Below are 21,602 nucleotides of genomic sequence, written 5' to 3'. Positions count from 1 at the left end.
CAAAGCTACAAGCTTGAAGCGGCAAGCTGCAAGCTCCTAGCTGCAAGAAAAAGCAGCGATAACACCGTCTGCTTTTACGTGCGGCTTGCAGCTTGCAGCTTCTAATTGCGTCAGCGCTTGTCGCGGCGCTTCTTCTCGGCTTTCTTGTGGTGCGACATCAAGCGGCGTTTCTTGTTGACCTGGCGATCGGTGAGGGTGTTTTTCTTGCCCTCGTAGGGGTTTTCACCGCCCTTGTACTCGATGCGGATCGGTGTGCCGACCAGCTTCAGCACCCGACGGTAGGTGTTTTCCAGATAACGCGAATACGATTTGGGAATCTTTTCGGTCTGGTTGCCGTGGATCACGATCAGCGGCGGGTTGGCCCCACCCAGGTGGGCGTAGCGCAGCTTGATCCGACGACCATTGACCAGCGGCGGCTGGTGTTCGCTGACTGCGTCCTCGAGGATCTGGGTCAGTCGGCTGGTCGGCCAGCGAGTCACTGCAGACTTGAACGCAGCCTGGACCGATTTGTACAGATGGCCCACGCCAGTGCCATGCAAGGCCGAAATGAAGTGGATGTCGGCGAAGTCGACGAAGAACAACCGGCGCTCCAGCTCGGTCTTCACGTAGTCGCGCTCGCCCGACTCCATGCCATCCCACTTGTTCAGCGCGATGACGATGGCGCGACCGGCTTCCAGGGCAAAGCCCAGCAGGTTGAGGTCATGGTCGACCACGCCCTCGCGGGCATCCATGACGAAGATCACTACGTTGGCGTCCTTGATCGCCTGCAGCGTCTTGACCACCGAGAATTTTTCGACTTCCTCGTGGATCTTGCCGCGCTTGCGCACGCCTGCCGTGTCGATGAAGGTGTACTTCTCGTCATCACGCTCGAACGGGATGTAGATACTGTCACGGGTTGTGCCCGGCTGGTCGTACACCACCACGCGCTCTTCGCCGAGCATGCGGTTGACCAGGGTCGACTTGCCCACGTTGGGGCGGCCGATGATGGCGATCTTGATGCCATCTTTTTCACTCGGGCCAGGAATACGTACCGCTTCCTCGCCTTCAGCGACTTCAGCATCCAGCGCCTGCTCTTCCTCGTCGCGCGGGATGTGGCCCAGCACCGATTCCATCAAGGCGTTGATGCCGCGGCCCTGGGAGCCGGCCACCGGGATGGCGTTGCCCATGCCCAGCGGCGAAAACTCGGCGCGGGCGACATCGGCGTCGATGTTGTCGATCTTGTTGGCCACCAGGATCGCCGATTTGTTGCGTTTGCGCAGGTGCTCGGCAATCATCTGGTCGGCTGCGGTCATGCCGGCGCGGGCATCGACCAGGAACAGCACATAGTCGGCTTCCTCGATGGCCATCAGCGACTGCTCGGCCATCTTTTCGTCCATGCCGACCTCGTCGCCGGTGATCCCACCGGTGTCGATCAGGATGAATGAACGACCCTGCCAGCTGGCATCGCCATATTGGCGGTCACGGGTCAGACCCGACAAGTCACCGACGATGGCATCGCGGGTCTTGGTCAGGCGGTTGAACATGGTGGATTTGCCGACGTTCGGGCGGCCCACCAAGGCGATTACGGGAACCATGCGGCTCTCCACTCTTGAATTCTTGAAAATGCAAAGGCCGCTGCAAGCAGCGGCCGGAGTTCGGGCGGCGTGTCCTACGCCGCGGCCTGAAGCCCCTCGAGGCTTCAAGCATAGCTTCAGCGGATGCTCAGTGCCTCGAGCTTACCGCTGTTGCCAAAGACATAAATGGTGTCGCCGACCACAAGTGGACGGGCGCGCAGGCCATCGCTGTCGATACGTTCACGGCCGACGAAGCGGCCATCGACCTGGCTCAGCAGGTGCAGGTAGCCCTCGAAGTCGCCCACTGCCACGTAGCTCGAGTAGATCTCGGGCGCGGTCAGCTGACGGCGGGCCATCGAATCGTTGGTCCACAACGCGCTGGAGGAGCGCTCGTCGACCGCTTCGACGGTTCCGCCGGCTTCGCTGACATAAACGCTGCCAAAGCCCTGGGCAACGCCCACATAGCTGGAGGCATCGCGCTGCCACAGCACGCGGCCACTTTCCAGGTCCAGGCCGGCAACCCGACCCTGGTAGGTGCTGACGTACAAGGTGCCACCGGACAGCAGCAAGCCGCCGTCGATGTCCACCACACGGTCGAGTTCAGAACGGCCTTGTGGGATGGCCACTCGGCTTTCCCATACCGGGATGCCATTGCTGATATCCACCGCCACGACCTTGCCGGTCGACAGGCCGGCGACGGCCAGGCGGTTGGTGGCGATCGGCGCGCCGGTACCCCGCAGGGTGAGCACCGCCGGCGTGTTCTCGTAGATCCAGCGGCGATCACCGGTGGCGGCATCCAGGCCGATCAGGCGATCGTCCTGGGTCTGCACCACAACCACATCACCGTTGTTGGCAGGCGGGGCCAGTACTTCGCTGGTCACGCGCGAGCGCCAGCGCTCTTCACCGGTACTGGAATCGAGGGCGATCACCTCACCTTTGAGGGTGCCCAGCATCACCAGGCCATAACCGACGCCGACGGCGCCGGACACCGGCAACTCGAGGTCCTGCTTCCACACCACGTCGCCGGTGATGCGGTCGAGGGCGAAGACTTCGCCGTTGACATCGGAGGCGTAGATGCGGTCGTTCTCGATGGCCGGCACCAGGGTGTTGTAGGTTTCGCCCTGACCGTCACCGATCGAGCGGCTCCACTGTTTTTTCAAGACCACTTCTTCGGTGAACTTGGTCAGCTCGGCCGGAGGCAGTTCCTTCTTGCTGTTGCTGCTGCAACCTGCGGCCAGCACGGCCAGGGTCAGCACTGCTGCGTGTTTCCAACCGATCACTTATGCATCCCCTTTGGCCAGGTCATCCAGCTTCAGTTGCAGGCCACCGACCGCGGCGTCATCAGACAGCGCAGCCTTGGCTTTTTGGTAGGCACCATGGGCATCGTCGCCGCGGCCCAATTGCACCAGCAGATCCCCTTTGAGCTCTTCTCGGCTGGCCAGGAACGCTTTTTCGGTGTCGCCGTCGAGCAGCTTGAGCGCGTCTTCGGCCTTGTTCTGAGCAGCCAGCACACGGGCCAGGCGCTGACGGGAGATTTCGCCCAGGGTCACATCGGCGGGCTTGTCCAGTACGCTTTTCAGCTCGGCAGCGGCATCGTCGAGCTTGCCGCTTTCAACCGCGACCTTGGCCACGAACAGGCTGCCGTACTGGGCATACGCGGTACCGCCAAACTCGCTCTTGAGCTTGCCGGCCAGCTCAGCGACCTTGGTCGCGTCAGGCTGGCCAGTGGGCGTCAGGCTGGTTTCCAGCAGGGCCTGATACAGCTGCGAGGCGCCTTGGGACTGGTTGTTCTGGTACTTGTGCCAGGTATTCCAGCCCAACACCACGACACCCGCCAGCAGGGCACCGGTCAGCAGCGGCTTGCCGTTGCGGTTCCACCAGTCCTTGATCCCTGCCAAATCATCATCGGTACTCGACACCCCAATACTCCTTTTCGCCTATTCGCTTGTTGAACCGCGTTACGCCTGAGCGATCGCGGTTTCCAGGTGCTCAGCCAGAGCATCCCAGGCAATGTTCTGTTGTTCGCCCTGACCACGCAGGGGCTTGACGCCGATGGTGTGCACGGCAAGTTCGTCGTCACCGAGGATCAGCGCGAACAGCGCGCCGCTCTTGTCAGCCTTCTTGAATTGGCTCTTGAAGCTGCCGCCGCCGGCATTCACCGCCAGGCGCAAGCCCGGCAGACGATCACGCAATCCCTCGGCCAGGTGCAAGCCCGCCAGCTCGGCCTGCTCGCCGAAGGCGCACAGGTAGACGTCGATGGTGCGATTGATCGCCTCGGGCACTTTGCCAAGGGTTTCAAGCAGCAGGATCAAGCGCTCGATGCCCATGGCGAAGCCAACCCCCGGGGTCGGCTTGCCGCCCATCTGCTCGACCAGGCCGTCATAACGGCCGCCGGCGCAGACGGTGCCCTGAGCGCCCAGTTTGTCGGTGACCCACTCGAAGACGGTCTTGCTGTAGTAATCCAGGCCACGCACCAGCTTGGTGTTGATGACGAACGGAATGCCCGCGGCATCCAGGCGCGCCTTGAGGCCTTCGAAGTGCACGCGCGAATCTTCGTCCAGGTAGTCTTCGAGCTTGGGCGCGCCCACCAGCACCGCCTGGGTGCCCTGGTCCTTGCTGTCGAGGATACGCAGGGGGTTGCTCTTGAGGCGGCGCTGGCTGTCTTCGTCGAGCTGCTCCAGACGCGCCGAGAGAAACGCCACCAGCGCGTCACGGTACCGAGCACGGGCCTCGCTGGTGCCCAGGCTGTTGAGTTCGAGCTTGACCGCGTCCTGGATACCCAGCAGGCCCCACAGGCGCCAGGTCAGGGTGATCAGTTCGGCGTCGATGTCCGGGCCGTCGAGGTTGAACACTTCCACGCCGATCTGGTGGAACTGGCGGTAGCGGCCCTTCTGCGGGCGCTCATGGCGGAACATCTGGCCGATGTACCAGAGCTTCTGCACCTGGCCGTTACCGGTGATGCCGTGCTCGAGCACGGCACGCACGCAGGCGGCGGTGCCTTCGGGGCGAAGCGTGAGCGAATCGCCGTTACGGTCCTCGAAGGTGTACATCTCCTTCTCGACGATATCGGTCACTTCACCGATCGAGCGCTTGAACAGCTCGGTGAATTCCACGATCGGGGTACGGATCTGGCTGTACCCGTAGGTGTCCAGCAGGCCCGCGACAGTACCTTCGAAGTAGCGCCAGAGCGGCGACTGCTCTGGCAGAATGTCGTTCATGCCACGGATGGCTTGCAGCGATTTGCTCACGAAAAGTCCTTTCGAATCTGTGTGTCAGCCGCGGGCGATCAGCGCAGCGTCGGCTTCGACCTTTTCGGCCGCTTTCTGGCGGATGAGCTTCTCCAGCTCATCGACCAGGTTGTCATTGGTCAGCTTCTGCGCAGGCTTGCCGTCGATGTAGACCAGGTTAGGCGTGCCACCGGTCAGCCCCACGTGCGACTCCTTGGCCTCACCCGGGCCATTGACCACGCAACCGATCACGGCCACGTCCAGCGGTACCAGCAGGTCTTCCAGGCGCCCCTCGAGTTCGTTCATGGTCTTGACCACATCGAAGTTCTGCCGCGAGCAGCTCGGGCAGGCGATGAAGTTGATGCCACGCGAACGCAGGTGCAGCGACTTGAGGATGTCGTAGCCGACCTTCACTTCTTCGACCGGGTCGGCCGCCAGCGAGATACGGATGGTATCGCCAATGCCTTCGGCCAGCAGCATACCGAGGCCGACTGCGGATTTCACCGTGCCAGAACGTAAACCGCCAGCCTCGGTGATGCCCAAGTGCAGCGGTTGGATAATCTGCTTGGCCAGCAACCGATAGGCCTCGACAGCCATGAACACATCGGACGCCTTGACGCTGACCTTGAAATCCTGGAAATCCAGGCGGTCAAGGTGTTCGACATGGCGCAGGGCCGATTCGACCAGCGCTGCCGGAGTCGGCTCGCCGTACTTCTTCTGCAGGTCTTTTTCCAGCGAGCCTGCATTGACGCCAATGCGGATCGGGATGCCGAGATCACGGGCGGCGTCGACCACCGCGCGGACACGGTCTTCGCGGCCGATGTTGCCCGGGTTGATGCGCAGGCAGTCGACACCCAGCTCAGCCACGCGCAGGGCGATCTTGTAGTCGAAGTGAATGTCGGCAACCAGCGGAACACTGACCAGCTGCTTGATCTTGCCGAAAGCTTCGGCCGCGTCCATGTCGGGTACCGAGACGCGGACGATGTCGACACCGGCATCGACCAGGCGCTGAATCTGCGCCACGGTGGCCAGCACATCGTTGGTGTCGGTGTTGGTCATGCTCTGCACCGCGATGGGGGCATCGCCACCCACCGGCACATTGCCGACCCAGATTTTGCGGGATTCGCGCCGTTTGATCGGAGATTCGCCGTGCATGAATTACTGTCCCAACTTCAGGCGAGCAGTTTCGCCACTGGTGAACGGGGCAACATCGACGGGCTGGCCGTTGTAGCTGACCTGGGCGCCACGGGCGAAGCCCAGGCGCAGCGCAAAGGGCGGCTTGCCGGTCAGTTCGAGGTTGTCACCTTTGCGCTTGATGGCACTGAACAGCACCTTGCCGTTGCCATCGGACACCTGGGTCCAGCAATCGGCGGTGAACTGAATCGCAACCTTGGCGCTGCCTGCCGGCGCGGCAGCCGCCTCCGGTGCGCTGGCGGCAGCCGGCGCACTGGAAGCTGCCGGTGCTGGGGCAACTGCCGAAGCAGGCGCAGGGGCTGCAGCCGGGGCTTGCACCGGGGCTTGCTCGGCCGCTACCGGCGCCGACTCGCTGGCAGCGGGCGCGGATTGGCTGCTGTTCTGGTCGGCTGCCTCGGCGCTAGCCTGTGGCAAGGGCAATGCCGCGCTCTCGGCTTGCTGGCCGGCCGTCACGGCCTGGTCTTCAGGCTCATCGAGCGGGTGGATTTGAGTCGTGCCGTCGGCGCTTTCGACCTCGACATGCTCCAACGCCATCTTGGCCAGGTCCCTGCCCTTGGTGCTGCCCTGGTCCTGCCACCAGATGAAGCTGCCGCCGACCACTGCGACCAGCAGGAGCAGGGTGACACCGCGCATGATGTTATGCGACAGCCGCACAGGTTCCTCGATGCGGCCCAGAGAATGCACATCACTGCCCTTGGCGTGAGTGCCGGTGTACTGGTCGAAGGCTTCGACCAAAGGCGCTTGGTCCATGCCGAGCAACTTGGCATAGGCCCGGATATAGCCGCGCGCGAAGGTATGGCCCGGCAACTTGTCGAAGGCACCAGTTTCCAGATGGTTCAGCGAAGTGACGGTGAGGTTCAGCTTGCGAGCCACTTCGGCTTGCGACCACTCGCGGTTCTCGCGGGCCTGGCGCAACAACTCACCGGGGTGCTGGCCAGTCGCTGCTGCTACTTCGGGATGCGCGGCTTTCATCGTTGCTCCGACAGGTATTGCTGATATTCCGGCGTACCGGGATAAAGTCGTTGTAATTGCTGGCCCAGCTCGGCCAGGGTGCCCTGCTCGTCGAATGTCCGGGCAAGGCGGCTGCCCAGCAGCAGGCTACGGGCACTCGGGTCGCTCAATTGGCTGAAACGATCGTAGTAATCCCGAGCTGGCACATAATGCCTGTTTTCGTAAGACAACTCAGCCATTTCCAGCAATGCCCTTGGCTGGTGTCGATTGAGCTGCAGAGCCTTGCTCAAGTACGCATGCGCCTGGGCCCGATCATCGAGCCGCAGGGCTGTGAGCCCAAGATTCTCGAAGACCCGTGACCGCTCAGGATACAGGGTATCGGCACTGGCCAGGCGAAACATCTGTTCGGCTTCGGCAAAACGCTGTTGAGCATATAGGAAACTGCCGAAGTTGTTACGAATTCGCGTATCGCCGGGGCGCACTGCCAGGGCTCTGGCGAAGTGCGTTTGTGCCAATGCCGGCTCGCCTTCGGCCTGGAATACCAGGGCAAGGCCCGCGAGGGCGTCGGCGTCAGCAGGGTCCAGGGCCAGGGCCTTGCCCAGTGGTACCTTGGCACGCTCGGTCATACCCTGTTGCAAATAGCCAAGCCCGAGTTGAACGTAGGCTCGCCCCGCCGCACTCGGCCCAGCACGCTTGGTCGAAGGCTCGCCCGCACCGCCCGACATGCAGCCTGCCAGCAGCGAAAGCGCAAGGATCGACAGCGCGGCGCGCAGGCTCATGTCAGGACCGGACTCAGTGGCGCACGGCGCTGTCTTGCAGCTCGGCGTCAGCGGATAACTGACGCACGGCGATGTAACGCTCGCTGCGGCGGGTGCGGTCGTTGACCTGGCCGACCAACTGACCACAGGCGGCGTCGATGTCGTCGCCACGGGTGGTGCGCGTGGTGACATTGAAGCCACCATGGTGCAGCAGGTCCTGGAAGCGGCGGATCGCATTGTTGCTGGGCCGCTCGTAACCCGAATGCGGGAACGGGTTGAACGGGATCAGGTTGATCTTGCACGGTACATCGCGCAGCAGCTCGATCATCTGCGCAGCGTGCTCGGGCTGATCGTTGACATCTTTGAGCAAGGTGTACTCGATGGTCAGCACACGCTTGCCGCCCAAGGTCGACATGTAGCCCATGCACGACTCGAGCAGCATCTTCAGCGGGTACTTCTTGTTGATCGGCACCAGCTGGTTGCGCAGCTCGTCGTTCGGCGCGTGCAACGACAGGGCCAGGGAGACGTCGATGTGCTTGGCCAGCTCATCGATCATCGGCACCACACCCGAGGTCGACAGGGTGACGCGGCGCTTGGAAATACCGTAGCCCAGGTCGTCCATCATGATGTGCATGGCGGCGATGACGTTGTCGAAATTCAGCAGGGGCTCGCCCATGCCCATCATCACCACGTTGGTAATCGCGCGGTCGATCTTGGCCGGGACGGTCCCGAAGGATTTGTTCGCAAGCCACACCTGCCCGATCACTTCGGCGGCGGTGAGGTTGCTGTTGAAGCCTTGCTTGCCCGTGGAGCAGAAACTGCAGTCCAGGGCGCAGCCGGCTTGCGACGAAACGCAGAGAGTGCCGCGGTCGTCGGTCGGAATGTAGACGGTCTCGACGCAGCTGCCGGAGGCAACGCGGATCACCCACTTGCGGGTGCCGTCGGCGGAAATGTCTTCACTGACCACTTCCGGGGGGCGAATCTCGGCAACGGCCTCGAGCTTTTCGCGCAAGGCCTTGCCAACGTTGGTCATGGCCGCAAAATCGGACACGCCAAAATGGTGAATCCATTTCATCACCTGACCGGCACGGAAGCGCTTCTCCCCTATCGAGTCGAAGAACTTTTCCATTTCCGGCTGGGTCAGCCCCAACAGGTTGATCTTGCCAGTAGATGTCGTCATGGATTCACCCTCACCCGTAAGCTTTCGCTTAGCGAGTGGTTACCTCGGTAGCAGCGAAGAAGTAAGCGATTTCGCGAGCAGCAGCAGCTTCGGAGTCCGAACCGTGAACGGCGTTGGCGTCGATGGATTCGGCGAAGTCGGCGCGGATGGTGCCTGGCGCGGCTTCTTTAGGGTTGGTGGCACCCATCAGCTCGCGGTTCAGCGCGATGGCGTTCTCGCCTTCCAGAACCTGAACGACCACTGGGCCGGAGGTCATGAAGGCAACCAGGTCACCGAAGAAGCCGCGAGCGCTGTGCTCGGCGTAGAAGCCTTCGGCTTCGGCCTTGGACAGCTGCTTGATTTTCGAGGCAACGATTTTCAGGCCGGCATCTTCAAAGCGAGTGGTGATCTTGCCGATGACGTTTTTGGCGACGGCGTCTGGCTTGATGATCGAGAAGGTACGTTGAACAGCCATGGAAAACTCCAGAATATGAGTGTTACGAAAAATTAAACCCGCGAATTATACGCGGGTTCCAGGGGATTGCCTAACCTGCAGCGTCACGCTTAGTCGGCTTCGTCGATCCAGGCCGCCTGGATGGCCTCGAGGACTTTCTCACCGCCCCGCGAAGGGTCGTCGCTGAATTCTGGCAGGGCCAGCACCCAACGGTGCAGATCGACGAAATTCACGTATTTAGGATCGACTTCCGGCTTGCTTTCTGCAAGCTGAATGGCGATCTCAAGTACATCAATCCATTTCAAGCTCATCTAACGAACCTCAGTGCGGTGCTTCGGCAGCGTGGTTGAGCGAGTACTTGGGGATCTCGATGGTCAGGTCCTGGTCGGCCACGACCACCTGGCAACCCAGTCGGGACTGCGCTTCCAGCCCCCAGGCCTTGTCCAGCATGTCCTCTTCGAGCTCATCGGCTTCTTCGAGCGAGTCGAAGCCCTTGCGCACGATGCAGTGGCAGGTGGTGCAAGCCTTGACCCCGCCACAGGCGCTTTCCATCTCGATGTGATGATCGTGGGCAAGCTCCAGGATATTGGTCCCGGCAGGCACTTCCACGGTCAGCCCCTCAGGGCAAAACTTTTCATGCGGCAGGAATGTCACCAGCGGCATCGGTTACTCCTCGATCTCATTCAGGTTGCGCCCGGCCAGTGCGGCTTTGACCGTCGAATCAAGGCGACGGGCGGCAAATGCGTCGGTCACCTGCGACAGACGCTTGGTCTGTTGCTCGATGGCAGCGCCATCGGTGCCGGCCAGCAAATCACGTAGTTCTTGCATCTGGAAGGCAATGGCGTCGCGTTCGTCAGCGCTGAGCAGACGCTCGCCATCGGCCTCCAGGGCACCTTGCACCGCTTCGAGCAGCCGTTCGGCATCGACCTGGTGCTCGCGCAACTGGCGGGCGTGCTTGTCGGAGCCTGCGTGCTCGAAGGAATCCTTGAGCATGCGCGCGATTTCACCGTCGGTAAGCCCGTAGGACGGCTTGACCTGAATGCTGGCTTCGACGCCCGAACCCAGCTCGCGCGCAGCGACGCTGAGCAGGCCATCGGCATCGACCTGGAAGGTCACGCGGATCTTCGCGGCGCCGGCAACCATTGCCGGAATCCCGCGCAACTCGAAACGTGCCAGGGAGCGGCAATCGCTGATCAGCTCGCGCTCACCCTGCAGCACGTGAATCATCATGGCCGACTGGCCATCCTTGTAGGTGGTGAATTCCTGCGCGCGCGCCACCGGAATGGTGGTGTTGCGCGGAATCACCTTCTCCATCAGCCCACCCATGGTCTCGAGGCCAAGGGACAACGGGATGACATCGAGCAGCAGCAGCTCGCCACCTTCGCGGCGGTTGCCGGCCAGGGTGTCGGCCTGGATCGCTGCGCCGATGGCGACCACCTGATCGGGGTCGATGGAGGTCAGCGGGGTACGCCCGAACAGTGCGCCCACGGCTTCACGAATACGCGGCACACGGGTAGATCCGCCGACCATCACCACGGCGCCGACTTCTTCGAGCTCGACGCCACTGTCGCGCACGGCCCGGCGGCAGGCCTTGAGGCTACGTGCCACCAGCGGCTCGATCATGGCGTCGAACGCGGCGCGGCTCAGCTCGCCCTGCCAGGCGGCATGACCGACGGTGACGGTGTCGGCATCGGTCAGCGCCTCTTTGGCAGCGCAGGCCGCTTGCAGCAACTGGCGCTGGGTGGCGGGGTCGAGATCGGCGGACAGGCCCGCCTGCTCGATGATCCAGCCAGCGATGGCATGGTCGAAATCATCACCACCCAACGCTGTATCGCCGCCTGTGGCCAGTACCTCGAAGACCCCGGCGCTCAAGCGCAGGATGGAAATGTCGAAGGTGCCGCCGCCCAGGTCATAGATGGCGACCACGCCTTCGGCGTTCTGGTCCAGACCGTAGGCCACGGCCGCTGCAGTGGGTTCGTTGAGCAGGCGCAGCACATTGAGGCCAGCCAGGCGCGCAGCATCCTTGGTGGCCTGGCGCTGGGCATCGTCGAAATAAGCCGGCACGGTAATCACCGCGCCCACCAGATCACCGCCGAGGGTTGCTTCGGCACGTTCGCGCAGCACCTTGAGGATATCGGCCGAGACTTCGACCGGGCTCTTCGGGCCTTGCACGGTGTCGATGAAGGGCATGTGCGACTCACCGCCGATAAAGCGGTACGGCAGCTGCTCGCCGAGTTGCTTGACGTCAGCCAGACCGCGCCCCATCAGGCGCTTGACCGACAGCACGGTGTTCAACGGGTCGCTGGACGCCGCTTCACGTGCGGCCAGGCCTACCTCATGATGGCCAGCCAGGTAACGCACTGCCGAAGGCACGATGACGTTACCCTGCGCGTCGGGCAGGGGTTCGCTGCGACCGCTGCGCACGGCAGCGACCAGAGAATTGGTAGTACCCAGGTCGATCCCAACTGCCAGGCGGCGCTGGTGGGGTTGGGGAGTCTGACCGGGTTCGGCGATCTGCAGTAGGGCCATGCTTATCTGAATACCTTAGGCGTCATCACGGGCGACACCGGGTTAATCGTCGAGGCGCTCTTCCAGTTGGCGCACTTCTTGGGCGAGCTTGTCGAGGAACTGCATGCGGCGCATCAGGCGCTCGGCCTGGTCGCGCTCGCCAGGCACATCCCAGCAGGCGGCGAAATCGTCGTCCAACTTGGCCTGCGCAGCCTTCAAGCGCTGCTTGAACAGCGCCACGCCATCCAGGTCGGCTTCGTCCTGCAAGTCTTCGAGCTCTTCGCGCCACTGCATCTGCTGCAACAGGAAGTCGGGGTCGTGGACCGTCACTTCCTGCGGCACGTCGTGACCACTGATGGCGAGCAGATAGCGAGCGCGACGCGGCGCACTGCGTAGCGTCTGATAGGCGTCATTGAGGGCAGCGGATTTTTCCAGCGCGACCCGCTGCTCACGCTCGGAGGCGTCAGCGAAACGGTCGGGATGGACTTCGCGGGCCAACTCGCGGTAACGAGCGGCCAGCTTGTCCAAGTCCAGGCGGAAGCATGGCTTGAGGTCGAACAACGCGTAATGACAAGGAGTACCCACGTTCAGCCTCAGACGTTGAAGCTTTCGCCGCAGCCACACTCACCGCGCACGTTGGGGTTGTTGAACTTGAAGCCTTCGTTCAACCCTTCCTTGACGAAATCCAGCTCGGTGCCATCGAGGTAGACCAGGCTCTTGGGATCGATGATCACCTTGACGCCGTGGTTCTCGAAGACTTCGTCTTCGGCAGCCAGCTCGTCGACGAACTCCAGCACGTAGGCCAGGCCCGAGCAGCCGGTGGTGCGCACGCCCAGGCGAATGCCTTCACCCTTGCCGCGCCCGTCGAGGGAGCGGCGAATGTGGTTGGCGGCGGCTTCTGTCATGCTGATAGCCATCGGAACTCCTTGACTCTTAGCTTGCAACGGACGGCTTAGACCAAGCCTTTTTTCTGCTTGTAGTCGCGAACGGCTGCCTTGATGGCATCTTCGGCGAGTACCGAGCAGTGGATCTTCACCGGCGGCAACGCCAGCTCTTCCGCCAGTTGGGTGTTCTTGATGGTTTCGGCTTCGTCCAGGGTCTTGCCCTTCATCCACTCGGTGGCGAGGGAGCTGGAAGCGATGGCCGAACCGCAGCCATAGGTCTTGAACTTGGCATCTTCGATGATGCCCTGCTCGTTGACCTTGATCTGCAGACGCATCACGTCACCACACGCTGGTGCACCGACCATGCCGGTACCGACATCAGGGTCCTCGGCGTTCATCTTGCCGACGTTGCGTGGGTTTTCGTAGTGGTCGATGACCTTTTCACTGTATGCCATGGTGCAATTCCTTCCTCATCAGGGAGCCGCTCTTGCTGGCGACTGCTTAGTGGGCGGCCCACTCGATCTTGGAGATGTCAACGCCGTCTTTGTACATGTCCCACAGCGGCGACAGCTCACGCAGTTTGTTGACGGCCTCGCAGACTTTCTGCGCGGCGTAGTCGACTTCTTCTTCGGTGGTGAAGCGACCGAACGAGAAGCGGATCGAGCTGTGCGCCAGCTCGTCGTTGCGACCCAGCGCACGCAAGACGTACGAAGGCTCGAGGGATGCCGAGGTGCACGCCGAACCCGAGGATACCGCGATGTCCTTGAGCGACATCAGCAGCGACTCGCCTTCGACATAATTGAAGCTCAGGTTCAGGTTGTGCGGTACGCGGGCAGTCTTGCTGCCGTTGACGTACAGCTCTTCAAGGTCCGAAACCTGGGCGAAGAAGCGATCGCTCAGGGCCTTGATGCGCTGGTTCTCCGCGGCCATTTCCTGCTTGGCGATGGCGAAGGCCTCGCCCATGCCGACGATCTGGTGGGTCGGCAGTGTGCCCGAACGCATGCCGCGCTCATGGCCGCCGCCGTGGATGATGGCCTCCAGACGTACGCGCGGCTTGCGGCTGACGTACAGCGCGCCGATACCTTTGGGGCCGTAGGCCTTGTGCGCGGAAAACGACATCAGGTCGACCTTGAGCTTCTGCAGGTCGATGTCGACCTTGCCTGCCGACTGCGCGGCATCGACGTGGAACAGCACACCGCGCGAGCGGGTCAGTTCGCCGATGGCAGCGATGTCATTGATCGAGCCCACTTCGTTGTTCACGTGCATCAGCGACACCAGAATGGTGTCATCGCGCAGCACGGCTTCGACCATGGCCGGGGTGACGATGCCATCTTCGCCCGGTTCCAGATAGGTGACTTCGAAACCTTCGCGCTCGAGCTGGCGCGTGGTGTCCAGGACCGCCTTGTGCTCGATCTTGGAGGTGATGATGTGCTTGCCCTTGGTCTGATAGAAGTGCGCCACACCCTTGATTGCAAGGTTGTCAGACTCGGTGGCACCGCTGGTCCAGACGATTTCGCGTGGGTCGGCGTTGATCAGCTCGGCGACCTGGCGACGGCCATTCTCGACCGCTTCTTCGGCTTTCCAGCCAAACACGTGGGAGCGCGAGGCCGGGTTACCGAAGTTGCCGTCGACCAGCAGGCAGTCGGCCATCTTCTGGGCGACACGGGGGTCGACCGGCGTGGTAGCGGAGTAATCGAGGTAGATCGGCAACTTCATGGGTATCTCCTATCAGGCGGTGGCGTCGCTCGTGACTGCCAAGGGTCAGTCGACGGCGGACGTCTCAATCTTGTCCAGCTGGGCGGAACGGCCTGCGACACGTCGCAGGTCCTGGCGCTGGGCGACTTCCTGCACCTCACGGCGGGTGACGAGGTCGGCCAGGCTGATGCCACTGAGAAACTCATGGATCTGCTGGCTGAGGTCGCACCACAGGTGATGGGTCAGGCAGGTGTCACCGGCATGGCAATCCCCGAGGCCCTGGCAGCGCGTGGCATCGACCGACTCGTTGACCGCGTCGATCACCTGCACCACCTGGATGCTCGCCATGTCGCGCGACAGCTGATAGCCGCCGCCCGGACCGCGCACGCTGGATACCAGGCTGCTACGGCGCAGCTTGGCGAACAGCTGTTCCAGATAAGAGAGGGATATGCCCTGGCGCTCGGAAATGTCGGCCAAAGACACCGGCCCCTGCTGCGCGTGCAGTGCCAGGTCGAGCATGGCAGTCACAGCGTATCGGCCTTTGGTAGTCAATCGCATGGCTAATGGGTACCACGGGAGTTACGGGATGAGTGCGAGTATGCGATTCCCGAGCATTTAAGTCAACTATTAGACCTACTGCTTTGGTCGGGTATGCATCGGCGGGGCGGGCGCGATTGTAGCAGCAAAGGGGCGCCAGCACACGCCCCTTTGCCCAGCCCGCCTCGACGCGGCGCGATCAATGCGGTTGAGTGTCGCGCTTGGCCGCCTGGGCCTGTTCGGTGAATTCATCCTCGGGCAGCTTGGGCAACTCCTTGGCGCAGAAGTCGCTGCCCATGCGGGTCAGCGCGCCACACATGCCTTCCAGGCGCTCGTCGACCGCCTGCAGGTGATCGAGCATCTGCCCGATGGCGCGGGCAACCGGGTCTGGCATGTCGCCGCTGACACCATAGGCGTCGAAGCCGATTTTCTCGGCCATGGCCTTGCGCTTGGCCTCGACTTCGGTGTCTTCGCTCTTGACGATGATGCGCCCCGGAATACCGACCGCGGTGGCGCCGGCGGGTACGGCCTTGGTCACCACCGCATTGGAGCCGATCTTGGCCCCTGCACCCACGGTAAAGGGCCCCAGCACCTTGGCACCCGCCCCTACCACCACGCCGTTTTCCAGGGTCGGATGGCGCTTGCCTTTATTCCAGCTGGTGCCACCCAGGGTAACGCCTTGGTACAGCGTGACATCGTCGCCGATCTCGGCCGTTTCGCCGATGACGATGCCCATGCCGTGGTCGATGAAGAAGCGCCGGCCAATGGTTGCGCCCGGATGAATCTCGATGCCGGTCATCCAGCGTCCGAAGTTCGACACCAGGCGTGCCAGCCACTTGCAGTCGCGCCGCCACAGCGCGTTGCCCAGCCGATGCAGCCAGATCGCGTGCATACCGGGGTAGCAGGTCAGCACCTCGAAGGCGTTGCGCGCTGCCGGGTCGCGATGGAACACACTTTGAATATCTTCACGCAGACGTTCGAACATCTGTCAGTCCTTCCGTTTATGCGGCTCGCCACGGACCACTTTCTGGGTCTCGGTGAGAATGCCGCGCAAAATGCTCATTTCCGGGCGATTGACCGCGCTGCGCCCATACAAACGGCGCAGGCGCGCCATCAGGTGCTTGGGCTTTTCGGGGTCGAGGAAGCCGATGTCCACCAGGGTTTTTTCCAGGTGGTCATAGAACAGCTCCATCTCGTCCATGGTCGCCAACTCGTCGCCGTTGGCGTCGGACTTCTCGACTTTCGCCGGCGCACCGTCGGCTGCCAGCCAGGCCATGCGCACCTCGTAAGAGAGCACCTGGACCGCTGCAGCCAGGTTCAGCGAGCTGAAGTCGGGGTTCGAGGGAATGTGCACGTGGAAATGACATCGCTGCAGTTCTTCGTTGGTCAGGCCGGCGTGCTCGCGCCCGAACACCAGGGCGATGTGCTCACCGCCGCCAGCGTGCGCCACGGCTTTCGCGCCGCACTCACGCGGGTCGATCAACGGCCACGGAATGCTGCGCTCGCGGGCACTGGTGCCCATGACCAGGCTACAGCCGACCAGCGCCTGCTCAAGGCTGTCGACCACCTGGACGTTGTCCAGAATGTCATCGGCGCCGGAGGCACGCGCGGTCGCCTCGGCCGCCGGGAACGCTTTTGGCTGCACCAGCACCAGACGCGACAAGCCCATGTTTTTCATGGCACGTGCAGCGCCGCCGATGTTGCCGGGGTGGCTGGTATTGACCAGAACAACACGAATATTTTGCAGCAAGGTGTTGTGCTCACAGATGCAGTTGCGGGGACGTTCGATCTTACAGAACCGACCAGCGTAACGCCACGAAAGCAAATGTGACACTTCTGCCGCCAAACTTTTCTGTTAGAATGTTCGGCTTTCTTCTTTAACATCTCCAGGTGACCCGCCCATGCAGCCTATGCTGAATATCGCCCTGCGCGCCGCTCGCAGCGCCAGTGAACTGATTTTCCGCTCCATCGAACGCCTGGATAGCATCAAGGTCGACGAGAAAGAGGCCAAGGACTACGTTTCCGAGGTTGATCGCGCCGCCGAGCAAACCATCGTCAACGCCCTGCGCAAGGCCTACCCGAACCACTCCATCCAAGGTGAAGAAACCGGCTTGCACGCTGGCACCGGTGAAGAAGGCAAGGACTACCTGTGGGTCATCGACCCGCTGGACGGCACCACCAACTTCCTGCGTGGCATTCCGCACTTCGCGGTCAGCATCGCCTGCAAGTACCGCGGTCGCCTCGAGCACGCCGTGATCGTCGACCCAGTGCGCCAGGAAGAATTCACCGCCAGCCGTGGCCGTGGTGCACAGCTCAATGGCCGCCGCCTGCGCGTCAGCTCGCGCACGAGCCTGGATGGCGCCCTGCTGGGTACCGGTTTCCCGTTCCGCGACAGCCAGATGGCCGACATGGACAACTACCTGGGGATGTTCCGCGCCTTGACCGGCCAGACCGCCGGCATCCGCCGCGCCGGCTCCGCCAGCCTGGACCTGGCCTACGTCGCTGCCGGTCGTTTCGACGCCTTCTGGGAGTCGGGTCTGTCCGAGTGGGACATGGCAGCAGGCGTGCTGCTGATTCAAGAAGCCGGTGGCCTGGTCAGCGACTTCAACGGCGGCCATGACTTCCTCGACAAGGGTCATATCGTCGCTGGCAACATCAAGTGCTTCAAGGCCGTGCTGACCGCTATCCAGCCGCACCTGCCAGAGAGCATGAAGCGCTAGGCGCAGAGCCATGGCGAAAAAAAAGCACCCCTCGGGTGCTTTTTTTTTGCTTGGTGGCCTGCAACGACTGTGTCAGATCATTGGCCAGCGTCGCTCAGGACGAGCTTGCCATTCTTGTCCAGCGGGATGGTCGAGCCTGGCTCGCGATCCATCTTCACCTGACCGACCTGATCGCCGATGGTGTACTTGACGTTGTAGCCCACCACCTTTTCGCTGATGTCATTGACGGTGTTGCAGCGCGTCTGCGTCGTGGTGTAGGTATCACGCTGCTGCATGCCTTCCTGCACCTTGTTGCCGGCATAGCCACCACCCACCGCACCGGCCACGGTCGCGATCTTCTTGCCTGTACCACCACCGATCTGGTTACCCAGCAAGCCGCCTGCCAAGGCACCTACCACGGTACCTGCGATCTGGTGCTGGTCCTTGACCGGCGCCTGACGCGTCACCGCAACATCCTTGCACACCTCGCGGGGCGTCTTGACCTTCTGCTTGATCGGTTGAACATCGGTGACCTGGGCATATTCGGGCCCTTTGTTCACCAAGCTGTAGGTTGCGACAGCACCTCCGGCAGTCACACCGACAGCACCCAGCACAGCACCTACCAGCATTGATTTGTTCACATGAACCTCCTGATCTTACCCCGCGGGGCTCACCCGCCTTCACCCTGCCTTGGAGCAAAAAAAAAGGCGCGAGTTCAACACTCGCGCCTTGGGGTCGCCGAACGGCGTGGCCTAGCCGTTAGGGACGGTCATCCACACCTTCGCTTTTCGCAGGCGGAATCAGGTCTTCGCTGTTCAAGTTCAGCCAGATCAGCACCACGTTGGCGATGTAGATCGACGAGTAGGTACCGGCCATGACGCCGATGAACAAGGCCAACGAGAAGCCGAACAGGTTGTCACCGCCGAAGAACAGCAGCGCAGCGATCGCCAGCAGGGTCGAAACCGACGTGGCGATGGTCCGCAGCAGGGTTTGGGTGGTGGAAACGTTGATGTTCTCGATCAGCGACGCCTTGCGCATGACGCGGAAGTTTTCTCGCACCCGGTCGAACACGACGATGGTGTCGTTCAACGAGTAGCCGATGATGGCCAGCACCGCCGCCAGCACCGTCAGGTCGAACGTGATCTGGAAGAACGACAGGATACCCAGGGTCACGACCACGTCATGGATCAGCGAGATGATCGCACCCACGGCGAACTTCCACTGGAAGCGGAAGGCCAGGTAGATGAGGATGCCGCCCAGCGCCAGCAGCATGCCGAGGCCACCTTGGTCACGCAGCTCTTCCCCAACCTGTGGGCCGACGAACTCGACACGCTTGACGGTGGCCGGGTTATCGCCCCCAGCCTTCTGCAACGCGGCGGCGACCTTGTTACCCAGTTGCGGGTCGTCGCCGGGCATGCGCACCAGCAGGTCGGTGGTCGCACCAAAGCTCTGCACCACGGCCTCGTGGAAACCGGAGTCGACCAACTCGGCGCGCACCGCCTTGAGATCGGCCGGGCGTTCGTAGGTCAGCTCGATCAGCGTACCGCCGGTGAAGTCCAGGCCGAAGTTCAGGCCTTTCTGCCACCAGCTGAACAGCGCCAGCACGGTGAGGAGTACGGTAATGGCGAACGCGACATTGCGCACGCCCATGAAGTTGATGGTTTTCATCGCAGCTCCCTCAAACCCACAGCTTCTTGATGTCACGCCCGCCGCAGGTCAGGTTGACCATTGCGCGGGTCACCATGACGGCGGTGAACATCGAGGTGAAAATCCCGAGGGACATGGTGACCGCAAAGCCCTTGACCGGGCCGGTGCCCATGGCGAACAGGATGCCGCCGACCAGCAGGCTGGTCAGGTTGGCGTCGATGATCGCGGTGTAGGCGCGGTTGAAACCTTCATGGATGGCGCGCTGGACCGACATACCGGATTTGAGCTCTTCGCGGATCCGCGAGAAGATCAGCACGTTGGCATCGACCGCCATACCCATGGTCAGGACGATACCGGCGATGCCTGGCAGGGTCAGGGTTGCACCGAGCAGCGACATCAGCGCCAGCAGCAGCACCATGTTCCCGGCCAGGGCGATCGTGGCGATCACACCAAAGCCGCGATAGATGGCGATGATGAACAGCGATACGAACAACATGCCCCACAGCGACGCGTCGACACCTTTGGTGATGTTGTCCGCACCCAAGCTTGGGCCAATGGTACGTTCTTCGGCAAAGTACATCGGCGCCGCCAGACCACCGGCACGCAGCAGCAGGGCCAGTTCAGAGGATTCACCCTGACCATTGAGGCCGGTGATGCGGAACTGGCTGCCCAGTGGCGACTGAATGGTCGCCAGGCTGATGATCTTCTTCTCTTCCTGGAAGCTCTGCACGGCGACGTCTTTTTCGACGCCATTGACAGTCTGCTTGACGTAGCGGGTGACGGGCTTCTGCTCGATGAAGATCACCGCCATGCTGCGCCCGACGTTGCTGCGGGTGGCACGGCTCATCAGCTCGCCACCGTGGCCATCGAGACGAATGTTCACCTGCGGGCGACCGTGTTCGTCGAAGCTGGCCTGGGCATCGGTGACCTGGTCACCGGTGATGATCAGACCGCGCTCCACGGCAGCGGAGCGATTGCCCTCGCGGAACTCGAACACCTCGGTAGTGGCCTTGGACGCACCGGGCTCAGCGCCGAAGCGGAACTCCAGGTTGGCGGTCTTGCCGAGAATACGCTTGGCTTCGGCAGTGTCCTGTACGCCTGGCAACTCGACCACGATGCGGTTGGCGCCCTGACGCTGTACCAGCGGCTCGGCCACGCCCAGCTCGTTGACGCGGTTGCGCACGGTGGTGAGGTTCTGTTTGATCGAGTATTCGCGGATCTCGGCGACTTTCGCCTGGGTCAGCGCCAGACGCAGCACGGCAAGCTCGTTGCGCTCGCTGGTGGTCAGGTCGAAATCATTGAAATTCTTGCGGATCAGGGCACGCGCCTGTTCGCGGGTGGCATCGTCGGAGAAGCCCAGCATCACCGCGCCATCCTGCTGCGGCAGGCTGCGGTAGCGGATGCGCTCTTTGCGCAGCAAGGTCTTGACCTCGCCCTCGTAGACTTTCATGCGGGCGCTCATGGCCTTGTCCATGTCCACTTCCAGCAGGAAGTGCACACCACCGGACAGGTCCAGGCCGAGCTTCATCGGGCTGGCGCCCAGGTTGCGCAGCCACTGCGGAGTGGTCTGGGCCAGGTTCAGCGCCACGACATAGTCATCGCCCAGCGCCTTGCGCACCACATCCTTGGCTGGCAGTTGATCTTCCTGGTTGTTCAGGCGGATCAAGCCACTGCCCTTCTCACCCAGGCTTGCGCCCTTGACGGTGATGCCAGCGTCGACCAGCGCTTTGCTGACACGGTCGAGGTCGGCCTGATTGACCTGCAGCGCCGAACTGGCACCGCTGATCTGCACCGCCGGATCATCCGGGTAGAGGTTGGGAGCGGAATAAATGAAACCGACCGCCAGTACCAGCACGATCAGTGCGTATTTCCACAGAGGGTATTTGTTCAGCATCACGCCGCCCGTTCAAGACGCGGGGCGCTTTGCGCGCCCCGACTGGAAAAAATGAAACCGGTAACTCAGATAGCCTTGAGCGTACCTTTTGGCAGGGTCGCCGCGATGGCACCCTTCTGGAACTTCAGCTCGACGGTGTCGGAAACTTCCAGGACCACGAAGTCATCGGAAACCTTGACGATCTTGCCGGCGATGCCGCCGTTGGTGACAACTTCGTCACCTTTTTGCAAGTTGCCCAGCAGGTTCTTCTGCTCTTTGGCACGCTTGGCCTGCGGGCGCCAGATCATCAGGTAGAAGATGACCAGGAAACCGACCAGGAAAATCCACTCGAAGCCGGTACCGGCTGGGCCGGCGGCGGGGGCTGCAGCGTCCGCGTATGCGGCGGGAATCAAGAAGCTCATTGGGCACTCCTAATGTAATTTTCTAATAATGGATGCGAACA

Annotated in this window: 24 protein-coding genes; 1 reads left to right on the top strand and 23 read right to left on the bottom strand. The window is 62.2% G+C overall.

Annotated features, from left to right (window positions below):
• Positions 1–110: 110 nt before the first annotated feature.
• From der to trmJ, 19 genes are all read right to left on the bottom strand, one after another.
• Positions 111–1,574, bottom strand: coding sequence for a ribosome biogenesis GTPase Der (der, locus tag FS665_RS06410; RefSeq protein WP_145185096.1), 1,464 nt, complete (start codon positions 1,572–1,574; stop codon positions 111–113).
• A gap of 116 nt (positions 1,575–1,690) precedes the next feature.
• Positions 1,691–2,833, bottom strand: a complete 1,143-nt coding sequence (gene bamB / locus FS665_RS06405) for an outer membrane protein assembly factor BamB (RefSeq protein WP_145185093.1) — start codon at positions 2,831–2,833, stop codon at positions 1,691–1,693.
• Positions 2,834–3,472, bottom strand: a complete 639-nt coding sequence (locus FS665_RS06400) for a tetratricopeptide repeat protein (protein WP_145185090.1) — start codon at positions 3,470–3,472, stop codon at positions 2,834–2,836.
• 39 nt (positions 3,473–3,511) lie between these two features.
• A complete protein-coding gene (gene hisS / locus FS665_RS06395; RefSeq protein ID WP_145185087.1) occupies positions 3,512–4,801 on the bottom strand; it encodes a histidine--tRNA ligase in 1,290 nt (429 codons plus the stop codon).
• Between the two features lie 24 nt (positions 4,802–4,825).
• Positions 4,826–5,935: a flavodoxin-dependent (E)-4-hydroxy-3-methylbut-2-enyl-diphosphate synthase gene (gene ispG, locus FS665_RS06390; protein ID WP_145185085.1), complete on the bottom strand. Its 1,110-nt coding sequence runs from the start codon at positions 5,933–5,935 to the stop codon at positions 4,826–4,828.
• Between the two features lie 3 nt (positions 5,936–5,938).
• A complete protein-coding gene (locus FS665_RS06385) occupies positions 5,939–6,946 on the bottom strand; it encodes a RodZ family helix-turn-helix domain-containing protein (protein ID WP_145185082.1) in 1,008 nt (335 codons plus the stop codon).
• Positions 6,943–7,704 carry a type IV pilus biogenesis/stability protein PilW gene (gene pilW, locus FS665_RS06380; RefSeq protein ID WP_145185079.1) on the bottom strand — a complete coding sequence of 254 codons (762 nt, stop codon included), beginning with the start codon at positions 7,702–7,704 and terminating at the stop codon, positions 6,943–6,945. Before pilW ends, FS665_RS06385 begins: the two co-directional genes overlap by 4 nt.
• Positions 7,705–7,717: 13 nt before the next feature.
• The gene (gene rlmN / locus FS665_RS06375) at positions 7,718–8,863 is read right to left on the bottom strand and encodes a 23S rRNA (adenine(2503)-C(2))-methyltransferase RlmN (RefSeq protein ID WP_145185076.1); all 1,146 of its coding nucleotides are present in this window, start codon (positions 8,861–8,863) and stop codon (positions 7,718–7,720) included.
• Between the two features lie 28 nt (positions 8,864–8,891).
• On the bottom strand, positions 8,892–9,317 hold the full coding sequence (gene ndk / locus FS665_RS06370) for a nucleoside-diphosphate kinase (RefSeq protein WP_128322646.1): 426 nt from the start codon (positions 9,315–9,317) through the stop codon (positions 8,892–8,894).
• An 89-nt stretch (positions 9,318–9,406) separates the two neighbouring features.
• Complete coding sequence (gene iscX, locus FS665_RS06365; protein WP_145185073.1) at positions 9,407–9,607, bottom strand: Fe-S cluster assembly protein IscX; 201 nt, start codon at positions 9,605–9,607, stop codon at positions 9,407–9,409.
• A 10-nt stretch (positions 9,608–9,617) separates the two neighbouring features.
• Positions 9,618–9,959 (bottom strand): ISC system 2Fe-2S type ferredoxin, encoded by a 342-nt coding sequence (gene fdx, locus FS665_RS06360; protein ID WP_027913689.1) that lies wholly within the window; start codon positions 9,957–9,959, stop codon positions 9,618–9,620.
• Between the two features lie 3 nt (positions 9,960–9,962).
• On the bottom strand, positions 9,963–11,825 hold the full coding sequence (gene hscA / locus FS665_RS06355; protein ID WP_145185070.1) for a Fe-S protein assembly chaperone HscA: 1,863 nt from the start codon (positions 11,823–11,825) through the stop codon (positions 9,963–9,965).
• Between the two features lie 42 nt (positions 11,826–11,867).
• Positions 11,868–12,389, bottom strand: a complete 522-nt coding sequence (gene hscB / locus FS665_RS06350) for a co-chaperone HscB (protein WP_145185067.1) — start codon at positions 12,387–12,389, stop codon at positions 11,868–11,870.
• Positions 12,390–12,397: 8 nt separating this feature from the next.
• Positions 12,398–12,721, bottom strand: a complete 324-nt coding sequence (iscA, locus tag FS665_RS06345; RefSeq protein WP_145185065.1) for an iron-sulfur cluster assembly protein IscA — start codon at positions 12,719–12,721, stop codon at positions 12,398–12,400.
• A 35-nt stretch (positions 12,722–12,756) separates the two neighbouring features.
• Positions 12,757–13,143 (bottom strand): Fe-S cluster assembly scaffold IscU, encoded by a 387-nt coding sequence (gene iscU / locus FS665_RS06340; protein WP_010452756.1) that lies wholly within the window; start codon positions 13,141–13,143, stop codon positions 12,757–12,759.
• A gap of 46 nt (positions 13,144–13,189) precedes the next feature.
• Entirely contained in the window at positions 13,190–14,404 is a 1,215-nt protein-coding gene (locus FS665_RS06335; protein WP_145185062.1) for an IscS subfamily cysteine desulfurase, read from the bottom strand.
• 45 nt (positions 14,405–14,449) lie between these two features.
• On the bottom strand, positions 14,450–14,941 hold the full coding sequence (gene iscR / locus FS665_RS06330) for a Fe-S cluster assembly transcriptional regulator IscR (protein WP_145185059.1): 492 nt from the start codon (positions 14,939–14,941) through the stop codon (positions 14,450–14,452).
• Between the two features lie 178 nt (positions 14,942–15,119).
• Positions 15,120–15,905, bottom strand: coding sequence for a serine O-acetyltransferase (gene cysE / locus FS665_RS06325; protein WP_145185056.1), 786 nt, complete (start codon positions 15,903–15,905; stop codon positions 15,120–15,122).
• 3 nt (positions 15,906–15,908) lie between these two features.
• The gene (gene trmJ, locus FS665_RS06320) at positions 15,909–16,670 is read right to left on the bottom strand and encodes a tRNA (cytosine(32)/uridine(32)-2'-O)-methyltransferase TrmJ (protein ID WP_145185053.1); all 762 of its coding nucleotides are present in this window, start codon (positions 16,668–16,670) and stop codon (positions 15,909–15,911) included.
• Between the two features lie 151 nt (positions 16,671–16,821).
• Between trmJ and suhB the strand changes: the two genes are divergently transcribed.
• Complete coding sequence (gene suhB / locus FS665_RS06315; protein WP_145185050.1) at positions 16,822–17,640, top strand: inositol-phosphate phosphatase; 819 nt, start codon at positions 16,822–16,824, stop codon at positions 17,638–17,640.
• 77 nt (positions 17,641–17,717) lie between these two features.
• On the opposite strand, the gene FS665_RS06310 is transcribed toward suhB, so the two are convergent.
• The 4 genes from FS665_RS06310 to yajC form a co-directional block, all read right to left on the bottom strand.
• Positions 17,718–18,260, bottom strand: coding sequence for a glycine zipper 2TM domain-containing protein (locus FS665_RS06310; protein ID WP_145185047.1), 543 nt, complete (start codon positions 18,258–18,260; stop codon positions 17,718–17,720).
• A gap of 118 nt (positions 18,261–18,378) precedes the next feature.
• Positions 18,379–19,287 carry a protein translocase subunit SecF gene (gene secF, locus FS665_RS06305; protein WP_145185044.1) on the bottom strand — a complete coding sequence of 303 codons (909 nt, stop codon included), beginning with the start codon at positions 19,285–19,287 and terminating at the stop codon, positions 18,379–18,381.
• 10 nt (positions 19,288–19,297) lie between these two features.
• Entirely contained in the window at positions 19,298–21,160 is a 1,863-nt protein-coding gene (gene secD, locus FS665_RS06300) for a protein translocase subunit SecD (RefSeq protein ID WP_145185041.1), read from the bottom strand.
• 65 nt (positions 21,161–21,225) lie between these two features.
• Complete coding sequence (yajC, locus tag FS665_RS06295; protein ID WP_056795769.1) at positions 21,226–21,561, bottom strand: preprotein translocase subunit YajC; 336 nt, start codon at positions 21,559–21,561, stop codon at positions 21,226–21,228.
• Positions 21,562–21,602 lie beyond the last annotated feature (41 nt).

Origin of the sequence: Pseudomonas sp. URMO17WK12:I11 (assembly GCF_007677725.1) — a bacterium.
Taxonomy (GTDB): Bacteria; Pseudomonadota; Gammaproteobacteria; order Pseudomonadales; family Pseudomonadaceae; genus Aquipseudomonas.
The sequence above is the reverse complement of the archived record's forward strand: the minus strand, read 5'-3'. Positions and strand labels throughout refer to the sequence as shown.